At 49.8% G+C, this 17,424-nt stretch carries 16 protein-coding genes and 1 pseudogene; 2 read left to right on the plus strand and 15 right to left on the minus strand.

From position 1 onward, the window contains the following. Positions 1-94: 94 nt before the first annotated feature. The 5 genes from ACE5LO_RS11245 to citZ all read right to left on the minus strand — a co-directional run bounded on the left by ACE5LO_RS11245 (position 95) and on the right by citZ (position 5,392). On the minus strand, positions 95-964 hold the full coding sequence (locus ACE5LO_RS11245; protein WP_375355371.1) for an SDR family oxidoreductase: 870 nt from the start codon (positions 962-964) through the stop codon (positions 95-97). A gap of 366 nt (positions 965-1,330) precedes the next feature. After that, positions 1,331-1,753, minus strand: coding sequence for a hypothetical protein (locus ACE5LO_RS11250; protein WP_375520122.1), 423 nt, complete (start codon positions 1,751-1,753; stop codon positions 1,331-1,333). Positions 1,754-1,888: 135 nt separating this feature from the next. Continuing rightward, entirely contained in the window at positions 1,889-2,830 is a 942-nt protein-coding gene (gene mdh, locus ACE5LO_RS11255) for a malate dehydrogenase (RefSeq protein WP_375520123.1), read from the minus strand. 11 nt (positions 2,831-2,841) lie between these two features. Then, a complete protein-coding gene (gene icd / locus ACE5LO_RS11260) occupies positions 2,842-4,134 on the minus strand; it encodes an NADP-dependent isocitrate dehydrogenase (protein ID WP_375520124.1) in 1,293 nt (430 codons plus the stop codon). A 145-nt stretch (positions 4,135-4,279) separates the two neighbouring features. Further along, positions 4,280-5,392, minus strand: coding sequence for a citrate synthase (gene citZ / locus ACE5LO_RS11265; protein ID WP_375520125.1), 1,113 nt, complete (start codon positions 5,390-5,392; stop codon positions 4,280-4,282). A gap of 313 nt (positions 5,393-5,705) precedes the next feature. Here citZ and ytvI point away from each other — a divergent pair, with 313 nt between their 5' ends. Beyond that, positions 5,706-6,824, plus strand: a complete 1,119-nt coding sequence (gene ytvI / locus ACE5LO_RS11270) for a sporulation integral membrane protein YtvI (protein WP_375520126.1) — start codon at positions 5,706-5,708, stop codon at positions 6,822-6,824. Positions 6,825-6,882: 58 nt separating this feature from the next. On the opposite strand, the gene ACE5LO_RS11275 is transcribed toward ytvI, so the two are convergent. The 6 genes from ACE5LO_RS11275 to ACE5LO_RS11300 form a co-directional block, all read right to left on the minus strand. After that, positions 6,883-7,275, minus strand: coding sequence for an FxsA family protein (locus ACE5LO_RS11275; RefSeq protein ID WP_375355365.1), 393 nt, complete (start codon positions 7,273-7,275; stop codon positions 6,883-6,885). A 3-nt stretch (positions 7,276-7,278) separates the two neighbouring features. Then, the gene (locus ACE5LO_RS11280; protein ID WP_375520127.1) at positions 7,279-7,755 is read right to left on the minus strand and encodes an acyl-CoA thioesterase; all 477 of its coding nucleotides are present in this window, start codon (positions 7,753-7,755) and stop codon (positions 7,279-7,281) included. Positions 7,756-8,095: 340 nt separating this feature from the next. Further along, positions 8,096-8,851, minus strand: coding sequence for a phosphate ABC transporter ATP-binding protein PstB (gene pstB, locus ACE5LO_RS11285; RefSeq protein WP_375520128.1), 756 nt, complete (start codon positions 8,849-8,851; stop codon positions 8,096-8,098). A gap of 19 nt (positions 8,852-8,870) precedes the next feature. Next, positions 8,871-9,767, minus strand: a complete 897-nt coding sequence (gene pstA / locus ACE5LO_RS11290) for a phosphate ABC transporter permease PstA (RefSeq protein ID WP_375520129.1) — start codon at positions 9,765-9,767, stop codon at positions 8,871-8,873. Continuing rightward, positions 9,767-10,702: a phosphate ABC transporter permease subunit PstC gene (pstC, locus tag ACE5LO_RS11295; RefSeq protein WP_375520130.1), complete on the minus strand. Its 936-nt coding sequence runs from the start codon at positions 10,700-10,702 to the stop codon at positions 9,767-9,769. The genes pstA and pstC overlap by 1 nt, the downstream gene beginning before the upstream one ends. 108 nt (positions 10,703-10,810) lie before the next feature. Continuing rightward, positions 10,811-11,758, minus strand: a complete 948-nt coding sequence (locus tag ACE5LO_RS11300; protein WP_375520131.1) for a phosphate ABC transporter substrate-binding protein — start codon at positions 11,756-11,758, stop codon at positions 10,811-10,813. Between the two features lie 182 nt (positions 11,759-11,940). Between ACE5LO_RS11300 and ACE5LO_RS11305 the strand changes: the two genes are divergently transcribed. Next, complete coding sequence (locus ACE5LO_RS11305; RefSeq protein ID WP_375520132.1) at positions 11,941-12,843, plus strand: LysR substrate-binding domain-containing protein; 903 nt, start codon at positions 11,941-11,943, stop codon at positions 12,841-12,843. 281 nt (positions 12,844-13,124) lie between these two features. Here ACE5LO_RS11305 and ACE5LO_RS11310 read toward each other — a convergent pair. The 4 genes and pseudogenes from ACE5LO_RS11310 to accD form a co-directional block, all read right to left on the minus strand. Beyond that, positions 13,125-13,812, minus strand: a pseudogene (locus ACE5LO_RS11310) (aminoglycoside 6-adenylyltransferase). A 112-nt stretch (positions 13,813-13,924) separates the two neighbouring features. Further along, entirely contained in the window at positions 13,925-15,340 is a 1,416-nt protein-coding gene (gene pyk / locus ACE5LO_RS11315) for a pyruvate kinase (protein WP_375355358.1), read from the minus strand. Between the two features lie 112 nt (positions 15,341-15,452). Then, a complete protein-coding gene (locus tag ACE5LO_RS11320) occupies positions 15,453-16,445 on the minus strand; it encodes an acetyl-CoA carboxylase carboxyltransferase subunit alpha (protein WP_375520133.1) in 993 nt (330 codons plus the stop codon). Position 16,446: 1 nt separating this feature from the next. Continuing rightward, complete coding sequence (accD, locus tag ACE5LO_RS11325; RefSeq protein WP_375520134.1) at positions 16,447-17,340, minus strand: acetyl-CoA carboxylase, carboxyltransferase subunit beta; 894 nt, start codon at positions 17,338-17,340, stop codon at positions 16,447-16,449. Positions 17,341-17,424: the final 84 nt, after the last annotated feature.

A 17,424-nucleotide genomic window follows, 5' to 3' on the forward strand; every position in this document is an offset into this window, starting at 1 on the left:
ATGAAGGACCGTCTCTCGACCGGCTGGCCTGAAAAACGGTCCCTCATGAAATAGAATTACATCAGCAATGCTTTGCAGCCTGTTTTCCTGTTCATCAACCGTTTACGACCTCACCGCCATTGACATGGATGACTTGACCGCTGACATAGGAGGAGTCCGAGGATGCCAGGTATACATATGCCGGAGCCAGCTCTTCGGGCTGTCCGGGACGCTTCATCGGCTGGGTAGCACCAAACTGGCTTACCTGCTTCTCATCAAAGGTAGACGGAATCAGCGGAGTCCAGATCGGTCCAGGTGCAACAGCATTTACACGAATGCCCTTTTCCACCAAATTCATGGACAACGAACGGGTAAAAGCAGTAATAGCCCCTTTGGTCGAAGAGTAATCAAGCAGCTGCGGGTTGCCTTTGTACGCTGTAATGGATGTTGTATTGATGATCGTACTGCCCTGCTTCAGCAGAGGCATGGCCGCTTTGGTCAAGAAGAACATTCCGAAGATGTTGGTGCGGAATGTCCGCTCCAATTGCTCGGCAGTAATGTCTTCAATGGACTGCTGTGGATGCTGTTCGGCTGCGTTGTTCACCAGAATATCCAATTTGCCCAGATTCTCCACCGTTTGTTGCACAGCCTTCTTGGCAAATTTCTCGTCTCCAATATCACCGGCAATCAGCACGCATTTCCGCCCCTCCTGCTCAACCTGACGCTTTGTTTCCTCCGCGTCACTATGCTCGCTCAGGTAGACGATGGCTACATCTGCGCCCTCCTTCGCATAGGTTACGGCAACGGCGCGGCCGATCCCGCTATCACCACCCGTTATAAGCGCCACCTTGCCCGTCAATTTGCCCGCCGGCTTGTAAGCCGGTGTCTCGAATTCCGGCTGCGGCGTCATTTTGGATTCAATCCCCGGACGCTGGTTCTGGTGCTGTGGCGGCAGGGTTTGCTGGTTGCTTTGCTGCTTGGACATGATTCATTCTCCTTTCGTAAAGTCAGAATTATGGAATCTTCCCATAGGATGCACATAACTTTGTATAAAAACTCTGCCCGACACTGTACTTTTACCACGCCTCAGCTTGACTTAAACATGTTGATCAGGAGATTCTACTGTCGGCTGTTTTGAGACGCTCCAGGAACGAACCATTCCTACAATCGCTGTTGGCCCTCCGGGCCAAAGGCGAACGCTGCCGCTTTATGGAATTGCTTCGTCCCTTCCGCTGCTTCGTGCATCTCCTTCATTAAAAAAAGAAAAAGAACAGGTTTGGTGGAACCCCTTCCACAAACCTGTTCTTTCAAATCAAACAATAGTTATATACGTAATGCTCTCTGCCCTGAATTAAATAATTCGACGGTACACCATGAAAAACAGCATCAGCAGCATGCAGACCGCCAGCAGAACACTAAATGTTCTGAGCTTGGCCCTCTCAGCGGATATATCATTCCCCTTGCTGATTCCCTCGATTGCAAGGCGCAGCGGTTTGCCCATCATGCCGCCCAGCCCCGCAATAATGAGAAGCAGCAAGAAGACGATCACCATCCACGCAATAGAGTAGTCTTCGCCGGTCAGCATATATCCGCCAGTCAGCAGTTGGATAATGAGCGCATACTGCGCAAACCGATTCAGTGTCCGCACTGTGCTTACTGCCCCTTCCTGCGCGGGAGCTGACAGGCTATTAAGCTTTCCGACCAAGAAAGGCAGAATGAGATAAAAGCCCATAGCCAGAGCTCCGATGATATGCAGCAAATAGATAACTCTCATGTAATAACCTCCCTTATTTTGTAATCCGAATCCCAAACGTATACTATTATACCGGGAAGAATGCAAGAATCTCAATCCGCAAAAAAGGAATCCTCCCATAAAGAGAGGATTCCTAGCCTGTGACGATATTATGAATTATATCGAGACAATTTTAATGACATTGCGGACAGATTCGGCCGATTGATCAAGCGCCGCCTTCTCCTCCGCAGTCAGCTCAAGCTCAAATATTTTCTCGATGCCGCTACCGCCCAGCAGAGCCGGTACGCCGAGGAACAGGTCTTCATACCCATACTCGCCTTCCAGGTAAGCGATCACCGGAATAATCCGTTTCTTGTCCTTCAGAATCGCTTCAGCCATTTGCACAAGGGAAGCTGCAGGCGCATAATATGCGCTGCCGTTGCCCAGCAGATTGACGATTTCTCCGCCACCGACACGTGTCCGCTGCACGATGGCTTCAATGCGGTCAGCCGGAATGAGCGTGTCTATCGGAATGCCCCCGACATTGGAGTAACGGACAAGCGGCACCATATCATCACCGTGGCCCCCTAACACAAAGCCGCGCACATCCTCTACCGATACATTAAGCTCCTGCGCGATGAATGTACAGTAACGTGCTGTATCGAGCACACCTGATTGGCCGATGACACGGTTTTTAGGAAAACCAAGCGTTTGATACGCCGTATAGGTCATCGCGTCGACAGGATTGCTGAGGATAATGACGATGGCTTCAGGACAGTAGGTCTTCACATTCTCGCACACCGATTTCACGATACCTGCGTTCGTATTGACAAGATCATCGCGGCTCATGCCTGGTTTGCGGGCAATTCCGGCGGTAATAATGACAATATCCGAACCGGCGGTCTCGGCATAATCGGAGGTGCCGATAATATTGCTGTCAAACCCTTGCACCGGGCTTGCCTCCAGCATATCCAGGGCTTTGCCCTTCGTCGGATTCTCCAACTGCGGGATGTCCACCAGAACAATATCGCCCAGCTCTTTTTGCGCGAGCATCAATGCAGTTGTTGCACCGGTAAAACCGGCTCCGACTACAGTGATTTTTCTCCGTTTAATGGCCACAGTACCGCCTCCTACATATGGCTGATAACTTTGTCTGCGAACTCAGAGCATTTTACTTGAGTAGCCCCTTCCATCAGGCGGGCAAAATCATACGTAACCGTTTTATTGTTGATTGCAGTTTCTATACCTTTGTAAATCAGGTCAGCAGCTTCCTGCCAGCCCAGATGCTCAAGCATCATAACGCCGGAGAGAATCACGGAACCCGGATTCACTACATCCTTATCCGCATATTTCGGAGCCGTTCCGTGTGTAGCTTCGAAAATGGCATGGCCTGTCACATAGTTGATATTGGCGCCAGGGGCGATACCGATACCGCCTACTTGTGCAGCCAGCGCATCAGACAGGTAGTCACCGTTCAGGTTCAGGGTAGCGATCACATCAAACTCGGACGGACGTGTCAGCACCTGCTGCAGCGCAATATCAGCGATAGCATCCTTGATAATGATCTTTCCGGCTTCTTCAGCCGCTTGCTGTGCAGCATTAGCCGCATCCGTGCCTTCTTTTTCTTTGATTTCGTCGTACTGGGCCCAAGTAAACACCTTGTCTCCGAACTCCTGCTCAGCTACTTCATAACCCCAGTTTTTGAAGGCACCTTCGGTGAACTTCATGATATTTCCTTTATGCACGAGTGTTACGCTCTTGCGGTTATGCGTGATGGCATATTCGACAGCCGCGCGCACCAGACGTTTGGAGCCTTCGGAAGAAACCGGCTTGATGCCGATGCCCGACGTTTCAGGGAAGCGGATTTTATTGACTCCCATTTCCTCCTGGAGGAATTTAATGACCTTTTTCACTTCTTCGGAGCCTTCCTTGTACTCGATACCGGCATAAATATCCTCTGTATTTTCACGGAAAATAACCATATCCACCAGCTCAGGGCGTTTTACCGGAGAAGGAACACCGTCGAAATAGCGAACAGGACGAAGGCAGACGTACAGGTCCAGCTCCTGGCGCAGGGCAACGTTCAGCGAGCGGATACCGCCGCCGATCGGAGTTGTAAGAGGGCCTTTGATCGCCACGATGTATTCGCGAATCGCTTCAAGCGTGTCATTCGGAAGCCACTCCCCGTATGTATTAAATGCCTTCTCTCCAGCAAACACCTCATACCATGCGACTTTCTTCGAACCGCCATACGCTTTCTCAACCGCAGCGTCAAGCACACGCTTGGAAGCTTTCCAGATATCGCGTCCTGTACCGTCGCCCTCGATGAAAGGAATCACCGGATTGTTCGGCACCTGCAGTTTTCCGTTATCAATTGTGATTTTTTCGCCTTCTGTAGGGAGATCAAACTTTTCCAATTTCATGAGTTCCAGTTCCTCCTTGTATCGTTAATGGTTCGCCTCTGCCCAGACTAATGGGCAACCAGCATAGAGGGGGCAGGAAGAGTGACTTTTATCATTGCCTCCCAGCCCCTCGCATCTCTATTGTACATGATTAATTTCCCGGATGTCACCGCAGTTCAGGGGAAATGTATTTCTGATTTGTCGGACCTGTGTATTCCGCACGAGGACGGATAATCCGGTTATCCTCATACTGTTCAAGAATATGCGCCGTCCACCCTGATACACGGCTGACAGCGAAGATCGGTGTAAATAGTTCACGTTCGATGCCCAGCTGAGTATAGACTGACGCGGAATAGAAATCCACATTCGGCTTCAGACCCTTCTGGGAAGTGACGAGTTCCTCAATACGCACAGACATTTCATACAGCTTCGTGTTTCCATTCTGCTCGCCAAGCTCGCGTGACATCTTCTGCAGATGCTTCGCACGTGGATCGCCATTTTTATACACACGATGTCCAAAGCCCATAATTTTATCGCGGTTAGCCAGCTTTTGCTGAATGAACGGCTCCACTTTGTCCAGCGAACCGATCTCGTCCAGCATTTTGGCAACTGCCTCGTTGGCTCCACCATGCAGCGGCCCTTTGAGCGCACCCACAGCGGACGTGATGCCAGAGTAAATGTCCGATAATGTGGCTACAGTCACGCGGGCGGCAAACGTGGAAGCGTTCAGTTCATGGTCCGCATGAAGCACCAGCGCCTGATCCATTGCCTTCACAGCAGTTGCGGAAGGCTCTTCCCCATCCATCATATACAGAAAATTCTCGGCGATGGAAGCGCCTTCTTTCGGTTGAATCGGTTCCAATCCCTTACGAAGACGTGCAATCGCCGCTACAATCGTCGGTAGCTGTGCCTGCAGTTTAATCGCCTTGAGCTCATTGGCTTCACGGGACATATCGTCCGCTTGACTGTCGAACAGAGCCAGAGCAGATACGGCGGAGCGGAGCGCCGCCATAGTGTTCATATCTTTCGGGTACAGCTTCATTTGCGAGATGAGTTCATCGGGAATCGGGGCATAGCGGCTCAGTTGGGCATGCAGATCGCTAAGCTGGGACGCACTCGGCAGCTTGCCAAACCACAGCAAATAGGCTACTTCTTCAAAAGAGGCGTTAACGGCCAGATCATCAATGTTATAGCCACGGTAAGTGAGAACGCCATCTACAATGGAGCTAATGGAAGAAGTCGCAGCCACGATTCCTTCCAGACCTTTAGTCGCTGTCATATTACATCTCTCCTTTGTCTAAAAGCTTTGTAAAGGACTTGCAAATGAAAACAGTTTCAAAAGTAAAGATGACTTGGGATCGCCTTAAAAATGTTAACGTCATATGTCAATAATTTTAATCTCTTATCACTATACCGGATTTTGTCGGTTCTGTGAACATCAATCAGCTAATCCTGCGCATTCAAATATTTTATCAGTCCTATAAACATTTTTTGAAACCCTTTTCATTTTCAAAGTTTTCTAGGTTTGAGACATATTTTCAGAGGCAGTCGCATACAGGTATACATCTAACAAAAAAAGGAGAAATCGAACGGTGAACCGACTTATACTAAAACGTATTTTACGGGCACTATGGGTCATAACAGGAATCCTATTGTTCCTTCTTGCTGTGTATTGGCTCTTTCCGCTCGTGTATCCCTTCCTGCTGGCGTGGCTGGTGGCTTACGCGATGAATCCGCTCGTTCTGTTTCTTCACAAAAAGGCCAGGCTTCCCCACTGGCTGGCAGTCACCCTTTCGCTGTTTGTATATCTCGGAGCCATTCTGCTGGTGCTGTCCGCCGCGGTCACACGCATCGTGAAGGAGCTTATTGAACTGACCAAAACGTTTGACATTCATATTGAACACTTCAAGAGCCTGTTCGTCTCCTGGACGAAGAGTGATATCATACAAAATATTATCATTGAAATGAATGAATTCCTCCGCGAAAATCCAGATTATCAACAGACCATCAACAATAATATCGATAAAACGACACAAAACGTAAGCAGCGCAGTCACCGATCTGGTTACCCGTTTTCTCAACGGAATTCTGGGCTTCCTCACCGCTCTGCCGAATATGGGGGCCGTTCTCATGGTCATCGTGCTGGCTGCTTTTTTCATCAGCAAAAACTGGGAACGGCATGCCCGCACATTTTCCGGACTTGTCCCAGGAGGTCTGCGCAAGACGGTCGCCGATATTTGGCTGGATCTGCGCAAGGCCCTGTCCGGATATTTGCTGGCTCAATTCATTATCATTTCCATAACCGCGGTTGTTGTTATTGTCGGTCTTATCATTTTACGGGTGGATTCCGCTTTCACCATCGGGCTGATGATCGGGCTGATTGACCTGCTGCCTTATCTCGGTGTAGGTATCGTTATGATCCCATGGGCTATATATGCGTTTATGTCGGATAATTTTGCGCTTGGGTTAGGACTCTCCATCCTTTATATTGTCATTCTGATTGCACGTCAGATCGCCGAGCCCAAGGTGCTGGCCAGCAGTGTCGGACTCGATCCGTTGGCCACCCTGATTGCCATGTTTGTCGGGCTCAAGCTGTTCGGTGTACTGGGGCTCATTATCGGACCCGTCTCCCTCGTTGTGCTCGATGCGTTTAACCGTGCCAACGTGCTTCGCGATTTGCGCAACTATATTCTCGCCGGCAGGATCAGATAAAGCTGTTATAGAGGTAGTTCAAAAAGTCACTTATAGTGGAAAAAACGGCGGCATTACGTCAGAACCGCCTGAACGTAATGCTGCCGTTTTTCATTTTTTTCTCCATCCATCGGTACAGCAGCTTTCTGTAAATAGGCCGCGTGAGCGGGAAAATCAAAGTAAAACCGATGATATCGGTGATAAATCCCGGAATAACCAGCATGCTTCCGCCCAGGAAAACACATAATCCGTCAAGCATTTTATTGCCCGGCATTTGCCCCTGGTTCATTTGCAGCTTGGCATCGGCAATGACCTTGCGGCCTTCAAACTGCAGCATGGCAAATCCGATGATGGAAGTCATGATAATCAATAATATCGTCTTTCCCGCACCAATTTGCTGACTTACCCACAGAAAACCATACAGCTCCAATGCTGGAATTAATAATAGTAATAGCCAGTAGGGCCTGCGCATGCTTTACTCCTTTCTATCTGCAACCAGTTTCTGCAGCGACTGATACACTTCGGGCATTGCTTTATCAAGTCTGGCCGGCTTCCAATCCCCATTCAACCATACATGCTGTGTTAAGCCTGTAACGAGCAGTGCACTCTGCTGCAGCTCCTGTTCATCTGCCCCCATGCGTCTTACTTCGTAAGCAAAGCTCAGGCGCATTCTTGTCAGCTCCGTAATTTGTGTATATACGCTCACCAGATCATCATATTTGGCCGGTTTATGATACTTCAGACCTACATCAATGACCGGCAGCATCAATCCTTGCTCTTCCATGCTGCGGTAGGTGAAGCCGGATTGCCGGATCATTTCGGTACGCCCGATTTCGAACCAATTCAAATAGTTGGCATGGTACACAACACCCATCTGATCGCATTCGGGATAACGCACGCGAAACTGAACGGATGACAGGCTGTGTCCTGCTTCCTGCCTTTCTCTGGCCATATAGTGCTTCTCTCCTGTCCCGGACTTCTTTCTTTGAAGAGGTAGTTCAAAAAGTCATCTTTTGATCACGAAGTAAATCAGGAAGTGGACTCGACATCGAATCTTGAATTCAGCCGGGCCTAAGCAGATGCTTCCGAAGCATGTTTCCTACGGAAACATTTCAGGTGCTCACGTACCCCAAGTACGCTACGCTCCTCAGTCCCTTGCTGCATCCAACCTTCTCGGTGCTGAAAACCTGACTTTTTGAACTCGCACTTTAAAATAAAATGTCCTAGTTCCATTAAACCACATTTCAGCCACAGGAACAAAAAAGGCCTGCCTCGAAAGGCGGCCTTGTCATTTAGCCGAAACGTCCCATGATATATTCCTGGGTCAGCTCATTGGTTGGATTCGTGAAAATATCCTTCGTTTTTCCGCGCTCAATCAGATTGCCTACATAGAAATAGGCCGTGAAATCAGAAATACGGGCTGCCTGCTGCATATTATGAGTAACGATAACAATGCGCAGTTCCTGCTTCAGTTCCGTAATCAGTTCTTCGATCTTGCCTGTGGATACCGGGTCCAGCGCGGAGGCCGGCTCATCCAGCAGCAGAATGCTCGGATTGACTGACAGTGCGCGGGCTATACAGAGACGCTGCTGCTGACCGCCCGACAGGGCAAGCGCCGAACCGTGCAGCCGGTCCTTTACTTCGTCCCACAGGGCCGCTTTGCGCAAGCTGGTTTCCACAATTTCATCCAGCTCTTTTTTCCTCTTGATGCCCCGGTATCTAGGTCCGAATGCAATGTTATTGTAGATCGATTTATAAAACGGATTCGGCTTCTGCCACACCATTCCAATCTCCTGGCGAAGCTTGATGACATCTGTACCCGGATCGTTCAGATCCTTTCCGTTCATCCAGATATGGCCTGTCGCATAGGCCCCTGCAATCTCATCATTCATCCGGTTCAGGGAACGCAAAAAGGTCGATTTTCCGCATCCCGACGGACCGATCAGGGCCGTGACCGTTTCGGCGGGAAATTCCATACTGATTTTTTTGACAGCTTCAAAGGTTCCATAATATATGCTTAAATCCTCGGTACTGAAAGGCTGGGCCATTGTGTAGATTCATCTCCTTTTAATCCATACGCTTCGCAGCAGTCATCTTTTTGTATGCCACCTTGCCAAGCCAGCGGGCCGACAGATTGAATGCCAATACAAGCAGCACCAGCACTGCTGACGCTCCGGCGGCAATGTCTGCGGAGTCAGGCGCAATCCCCTCACTGTTCACCTTCCAGATATGAACGGCCAGCGTTTCGGCAGGCCGCATCGGGTTGATCGGCGACCTCGGGCTGAGCGGATTCCAATCCGTGAAATCAAGCGGAGGCGTGGTCATACCCGCTGTGAACAGCAGAGCCGCGGCTTCACCAAAGATACGGCCGGCCGCCAGAATGGTGCCGGTAATCAAGCTTGGCAGCGCAACCGGCAGCATGATGGAAGTGATGATTTTCCATTTGGACAGGCCCAGAGCCAGCCCTGCCTCTTTTTGCTCCTTCGGCACGGCCCGGAACGCCTGTTCCGTCGTACGTACCATCAGCGGCAGGTTAAATACAGCCAAAGCCAGCGCACCCGACAATAACGAGAAGCCAAAATTAAACGTATTTACAATCAGCAGCAAACCAAACAAACCAATCACGATCGACGGGAACGAAGAAAGCACTTCAACCGTCAGACGGATGAAATCCGTAAGACGCCCCGGCTTGGCATATTGCGCCATGTAAATGCCGCCTCCCCATCCCAGGGGAATGGTAATGATCAGCGTCAATATAAGGAGAAATACGGAGTTGAACAATTGGGGACCGATGCCCCCGCCTGCACGCAGCGTTTGCGGAGCTGCGGTCAAGAAATTCCAATTGATATGACTGATGCCGCGGAACAATATAAAACCGATAAGACCAATCAGCACAGCGACGATCAGTAAGGCAAAGAAACAAATAATCAACGTAGCGGCTTTATCTATGGATTTAGCTTTCATTAAATACGGTTTCTCCTTTCAAGCACCCTAACGAGCAGCACGAATACAAATGTCATCAGCAGGAGAACGAGCGCCATGCTCCACAAAGCATCGTTTTGGAGCGAGCCCATCGCGGTATTCCCCATACTGAGCGTAATTACACTCGTCAGCGTTGAGGCTGATTCCAGCAGGGAATGCGGAATGTGCGGAGCGTTGCCGATAACCATTTGCACAGCAAGAGCCTCACCGAATGCTCTGGCCATGCCGAGAATGATGCCTGTCATCAACGCCGGCAGTGTCGTCGGAATGATAACCCGGGCAATCGTCTGCCAGCGGGTTGCGCCAAGGGCAAATGAGGATTCACGAAGGCCCTTGGGCAGGGCTGCCAAAGCATCTGCCATAATACTTGTAATCGTAGGAAGAATCATAAGGGACAAAACAAGGCAGCCGGCAAGAATTCCGTTACCCTGACCGCCAAACACATTGCGCAGCAAGGGCACAAGCACAGTCAAACCGACGAACCCGTATACGACAGAAGGAATGCCCGACAAAAGCTCAATCGCCGGCTGTAATATGCGTTTGCCAAACTTAGGTACGATCTCTGTCATGAATAAAGCCGCACACAAACCGAGAGGGCTGGCAATCAGAGCTGCCAGAATAGTAACCGCAAATGATCCCGTAATAAAAGGAAGAGCGCCAAATGAAGCCGGTTGGCCGTCCGGGCTCCACTTTGTGCCAAAGAAGAACTCGCGCAGACTCACTCCGTCAAACGCAAAGGTAGCCACTCCCTTTGAAGCGACAAAATAGACGATCGATATAATAACTGCAATCAAAAAAACGACACAAACCGACGTAAATATACGGCCGGTCCATTCTTCCCAGTAGTGCTTTTCTCTCATCATCCCACGGGTTCTTTTACTTTGCTCCATGTAAGTCTTCCCTTCAATAGGTTCCATCTTTAACTCCTTTTAACCGAAGAATAGAGGCTGGACGCATGTCCGCCTCTGTTCTCCGAGTGATGACTAGTTGTTCACCGTACATGTGTCCGGCTCATGAAGAGTTTATTATTTTTTCGTTACGTTGCCGTCAACGTCACGAGTAACCTGCATGCCGCCTACAGGGATGTAGCCAAGATCCTTAACATCAGCTTGTTGCACTGCATCGGACAGAACATAGTCCAGGAAAGCTTTTACATGTGGTTGAGGCTCGCCTTTAGTGTACATGTGCTCGTAAGCCCATACTGGATAATCGCCTTTTTCCACATTCTCAACAGTAGCTTCAACGCTGTTATATTTCAGGGAAGTAACGGTGTCATCCAGGTAAGACAAGGCCAGGTAACCGATGGCGCCAGGTGTTTCGGCAATCAGTTTTTTAACTGTACCTGAGGAATCCTGCTGGATGGAGCCCGGAAGATCTTCCGTTTTTGTGCCAAGAGCGTATTTCTCGAAAGTCGCACGAGTACCGGAGCTGCTAGGACGGTTAACGATCACGATTTCCTGATCCGCACCGCCAACTTCTTTCCAGTTCTTCACTTTGCCGGTGAAAATACTTACCAGTTGTTCTTTAGTCAGGTTGTCCACGCCAACTTTTGGGTTAGCTACAGCAGCCATTGCTACAACAGCAACCTGGTGGTCAACAAGTTCTTCTGCACCGGATTCAAGCTTCTCTTGAGCAAATACATCGGAGTTGCCGATATCTGCTTGTCCGCCGGATACCTGGGTCAGACCCGTACCGCTGCCGCCGCCTTGAACCTGGACGGAAACACCTTTATATTGATCTTCAGCCATGAACTTCTGTGCAGCTTGCTCCACCAACGGCTGCAGTGCAGTCGAACCAACAGCCAGGACATTTCCGCTCAGAGCTGGTGCCTCTGGTGTTTCTGTAGTCTGACCACCGTTGTTGGTTGTTCCTCCTGTCTCTCCGCCTTGTGCAGCATTATTGCTTGAACCACATGCAGCAAGCAGGAACACCAGAGTAAGTGTCATCAGAACAAACGGCCATTTTTTCAACATGATAAATTGTCCTCCCCTTATTAAGTGACGGTTTTTTTATTTTTCCATCAACTACTTTTACATTGTAGGTTTCGAATGTTAGGTTAAAAACATAGTTTTGTAAAAACAGTATAAAAAAACGATAGATTTTATCGATTTTTTGTATACAATAAATCTATACTGATTTTAGGCGGGGATTAGCTTTGAATTTGCTCAAATATCAGATTCTGGTACTTATGGACAAGTATCATAAAGTGACTGAAGTCGCACAGGCATTAAACATGAAGCAGCCAACCGTGTCCTTCCATATGAAGAGCATGGAAAAGGAAATGCAGACACCGCTGTTCCATGCAGCTAGAGGTCGAATTCTGCTTACGGAAGCCGCCAGAAAGCTGCTTCCTTATGCCAGGCAGATTCTTTCCCTGGAAACCGCAGCCATGCAGGCACTGGCTGATCATGCAGGACGGGCGGGAAAGAGAATCCGAATTGCTGCTGATGTTGTTCCCGGGAGTTATATCGTTCCCGGGTGGGTAACGGAATATACCAAAATAAATCCAGGGACCTATATTTTGCTTGAAATCCACCCGGCGGATACGATCAACCGGCTGCTTCAGGAAGGAGAGATTGATTTTGCATTTGTACATGATCCGCTCCTGTCCGATTCAATCACCTGTCACCCTGTTTTCCGGGATGAGATGGGACTCATCACTTCCGCATCGCATTCACTTCGCTTGGACGGTTTATCTTTGAAAGAAACGCTGCTCCATGAAGCATTCGTGATCTCCTCTTCTCCATCGTTTCTGCACAGCTATGCAAAGACATGGTTTGAGCGAAGCAGCATCTCGATGGCCTCTGTAAATGTCGTATTGGAGTCCGGGTCCTTGGAAGCGGTCAAGCATGCAGTGTCAGCTGGCAGCATGATCTCCTTTTTTCCGGCATGCGGCATCCGCGGCCAGGAGGAAGGGCTGGTATGGCATGCCCTGCCCGGCACCCGGCCGGCTTTTTATGAAATTTATATGATGCACGGCAATCATCCGCTGTCTGAGTCTAAAGAAGCATTTAAGAGCTTTATTCTCGGCCAAACAGGGCAAACGATGGGAAATTGAAAGAGGGGCGTTAAAATCTTGAGGGCAGGGAAGAACGGTGGTTTTGTTGGCAGATTAACATCCGCTGTCCGAGCGCTTTGCATCATTATCCCGTTTGATCAGGTCACAGAAAAACAGACAAGCTAAGGAGAAGAGCCTCCTACTCCCTGAACAAAAGGGATAATCGTGCAAGGCATCGTGCAGGGGCACGAACCCTGCAGAATCAAGCTAATTTATTTCGTCAAGAAAAGGAGAGCCCCGGGCCAACGAAACTCGCGGACATCTCCTTGCGTTTATCGTATCTATGAGTTGTAGATATTCATGGTATATCCGGTGATGGCTTCATCGTAATCCGGATAGATGAAGCCCTGGCTTGCTGCCACAGCTTTGGCGTATTTTCTGAACAGCCCGCAGCAGGTGAATAAAGACTGCCACATATTCTCATCCCCATTGCCGGCGTAGGTTGACAATAACGCTTCCCAATCCTTTGACTACGTATGTCGAAGTCATCCAGAATTCATTGCAGCAATCGTCAAATTTTCTGACCGTTGGCTTCTGAATCCAATATTGGCGATCATCTGCCCGCACTTCATTTTGAATCAGGCCGTCTTTATCCAGTAAAATTTCAACCAAACCATCGCTGCCGCTGAAATACTCTTCTGTCTCATCAAGCGGAATAAGCGTCATATCTAATTTATTGCCGTCTTCAAAAAGGATGATATAGGAGAACCAATTGCCCAATTCCGCCGGAAACAGCTCCATATCCTCCGGCTTTTGCATCATGATGCGCTTTCCGAAATGATTGAGCCATTCATCATTCTCCTTGAAAGAGTCCATATCGGTCACAAAATAAGAAATATCGTAATCCTGAAATGCATCAGTGGCAATGTTCTTGTTGGTTCTTGAGCCTTCCAAAGTGACTAAGCGGATTCTGTCGTCCTCCGCCGCAAAACTCACTAGCAGCTTCATCATGTCCTGTTCACTTCTCAAGCTTGCCAGCCTCCCTTCTTTTACTGTTTAAACCTGCCCCATATAAAAAAAGCTGCTCCTCAGTGCAGAATAAAAATTCTGCAGCGGGAACAGCCTATAATTTACCTGTCGCTTATACCTGAGTCACTTTAATCAGGTTCGTGGAGCCGGAGCGTCCAAGAGGAACGCCTGCCGTGATGACAACAAGGTCTCCTTCTTTCACAAGACCGGTTTTCAATCCGCCTTCAATAGCGTTGTTAAAGAGCTCATCCGTAGTATCCACAGATCTTCCCTGAACAGCCACCACACCCCAAGTGAGAGCCATCCGGCGAAGAGTCCGCTCATCGGTCGTAACAGCAATGATCGGGGCCTGCGGACGATATTTCGAAATCATGCGAGCTGTCGTGCCGGACTCGGTGGAAGTAATGATCGCTTTCGCATGCAGATCAAGTGCAGAGATGGACACCGATTGGCTGATCGCTTCCGTAATGCTGACTTCCTGCGCCGTTCTTTGTTTCTTGAACAACTGACGGTAGTTCAGTGCGGATTCCGCTTTCTCGGCAATACGCGACATTGTCAGCACCGACTCAACAGGATATTTACCCGCAGCCGTTTCACCGGACAGCATGATAGCGTCCGTACCGTCGAAGATCGCATTGGCCACGTCGCTTGCTTCCGCACGGGTAGGACGCGGGTTGCGCTGCATGGAATCCAGCATCTGTGTCGCCGTGATTACCGGTTTGCCGGCAATATTACATTTTTCAATCATAAGCTTCTGTACGAGCGGAACTTCCTCGGCAGGAATTTCAACCCCGAGGTCACCACGCGCAACCATCAGTCCGTCGGACGCTTCCAGGATTTCATCCAGGTTGTCTACACCCTGCTGGTTTTCGATCTTGGAAATGATCTGGATATGGCCCGCATTATGCTTCTTAAGCAGCTCGCGGATTTCCAATACGTCGCTCGCTTTGCGCACGAAGGAAGCAGCGATAAAATCAATGCCCTGTTCGATGCCGAACACAATATCCGCGGCATCCTTTTCCGTAATTCCAGGCAGGGAAATGCTGACTCCCGGTACGTTGCAGCCTTTCTTGCTTTTGATGGTACCGCCGTTGACAATACGGCATTTAATTTCAGTTCCCGCCACTTCAACTACAGTGAGACCGATCAGACCGTCGTCGATCAGAATCGTGGAGCCAGGCGTCACATCGGAAGGAAGGTCACGATACGTAACGGAAATGCGTTCCTTCGTGCCCAGAATTTCTTCCGTCGTCAGTGTGACGTATTCGTCCTGAACCAGTTCAATCGGCTCAACTTCGAGCTTCCCGGTCCGGATTTCCGGCCCCTTTGTATCGAGCAGCACAGCAACGTTTTTGTTCAGCTCCTGGCTGGCTTGGCGGATGTTCTTGATACGGTTGCCATGCTCCTCGAAATCACCGTGGGAGAAGTTCAGACGGGCCACGTTCATGCCGGCCATAATCAGCTTCTTTACATTTTCCAACGACTCGCTGGAAGGACCAATGGTACATACAATCTTTGTTTTGCGCATATTAGGTTTCCTCCGTTTTTCACAAGGTCAGTCTATATCTTTTTCCAACAATTAAATCTACTATAATTTTCTCTATTTGTATAGGAATTTCGTCATATTTAATGTTTGTCCATTATTGCTCATCCACAACCGTACTGGACGTTTGGTTCTGCGCAAATGTAAACTCGCCGATTTTACGGAATTTGCGGTAGCGGTCTTCCTTCAGCTCCTCGGCGTTCATGGCCGACAGCTGCTGCAGGTGCACTTCCAGAGCTGATTGAATCGCATGCGCAGTCTGCTCATAATCCCGGTGAGCGCCGCCCTGCGGCTCAGGAATAATTCCTTCGATCACTTCCATGTCCAGCAAATCATGTGCGGTAATCTTCATCGCTTCAGCCGCCTGGTCCGCTTTGGAGGCGTCTTTCCACAGAATCGAGGCAGCGCCGTTAGGGGAAATCGCAGAATAAATGGCATGCTCCAGCATCAGAACCCGGTTGCCGACAGCCATGGCCAGCGCGCCGCCGCTTCCGCCCTCCCCAATGACCACACAAATAACAGGCACCGAAAGCTTCGCCATTTCCCGCAGGTTGCGGGCGATCGCTTCCGATTGACCTCTCTCTTCAGCCGTGTTTCCGGGATATGCCCCTTTGGTATCAATAAATGTAATGATCGGCCGCCGGAACTTGTCCGCCTGCTGCATGAGACGCAACGCTTTGCGGAAACCTTCCGGATGCGGGCTGCCGAAGAAGCGGGCGATGTTGTCCTTCGTATCCTTCCCCCGCTGCTGCCCGATAACCGTGACCGGCGTCCCGTTCAAACGGGCCAGTCCACCTACGACCGCCAAATCATCACCGAAGAGGCGGTCGCCATGCAGTTCCATGAAATCCGTGAACACCAGCTCGATCAGATCCAGCGAAGTCGGCCGCTGCTGGTGCCGGGCCAGGTGCATTTTCTGCGCGGCGGTAATGTTGCTGTATATCTCTTCTTCCAGCTTGCGGTACCTCTCCTCAAGCCGGTTGATTTCCTCTGTGAAATCGATCCCCTTCTCCTGACCGAACTGCTGCAGCTCCTGAATCTTTTGCCGCATCTCCACAAGAGGTTTTTCGTAAGGCAATTCTCCTGCCAATCTAGTTCGCCCCTTTCGTGCTGTGAAGTTCCAACAGCTTGGCCAGTGTAGCGCGCATGTCCTTGCGGTGCACCACCATATCGAGCTGACCGTGCTGCAAATTAAACTCGGAGGTCTGAAAATCATCAGGCAGCTTTTGGCGAATCGTCTGCTCGATGACAATCCGGCCTGCGAAGCCGAAAACAGCGCCAGGCTCAGCAATGTTAATGTCTCCAAGCGTAGCAAAGCTTGCCGATACGCCACCGGTAGTCGGATCAGTGATCACAGATATATAAAGTCCCCCCTGCTCGTCCAGCCGGGCAAGGGCCGCGCTTGTCTTGGCCATCTGCATGAGGCTCAGAATGCTCTCCTGCATCCGCGCGCCGCCGGATGTCGAAAAGATGATCATCGGCAGCTTATGTTCGATGGCATGTTCAATAGCACGGGTTATCTTCTCGCCTACTACTGAACCCATGCTTCCAGTGAAAAAATCAAAACTCATAACAGCGGCGACAACAGGCTGTCCGTCTATCGTTCCGCGCCCGGTAACCACTGCTTCGCGCAGCCCCGATTTCAGCGTTTGCTGCTCAAGCTTGGTGCTGTAACCCGGAAATCCCAGCGGATCGACTGAGATCATGTCTGCGTCAAACTCCGTAAAACCTTCCTCGTCCAATGTCATTTTAATCCGTTCTGGCGCATTCAGCCGCATGTGGTAACCGCAATTCGGACATACTTTCAGATTTTTCTCTAATTCTTTGCTGTATTGGATTGTTCCGCATTTTCCGCATTTGGTCATCAAGCCTTCGGGAATCTCCCTTTTGGGCCGTTCCTGTGTCTCCTGGTCGCCGCTGTGCAGCGCCCTATCGGACGGAATTGTCGCGTATTTCCTCTTTTTCTGAAATAAATCTTTAAACACAACTACACCTCTCCAGCCGTTAATTTGTCGGCCGCAACCGATAAAGGTCATCGTGTCGCCTATGCGGCACCTGAATTACGATAT

The sequence above is a fragment of the Paenibacillus medicaginis genome (assembly GCF_042138635.1).
Lineage (GTDB): Bacteria > Bacillota > Bacilli > Paenibacillales > Paenibacillaceae > Paenibacillus > Paenibacillus medicaginis.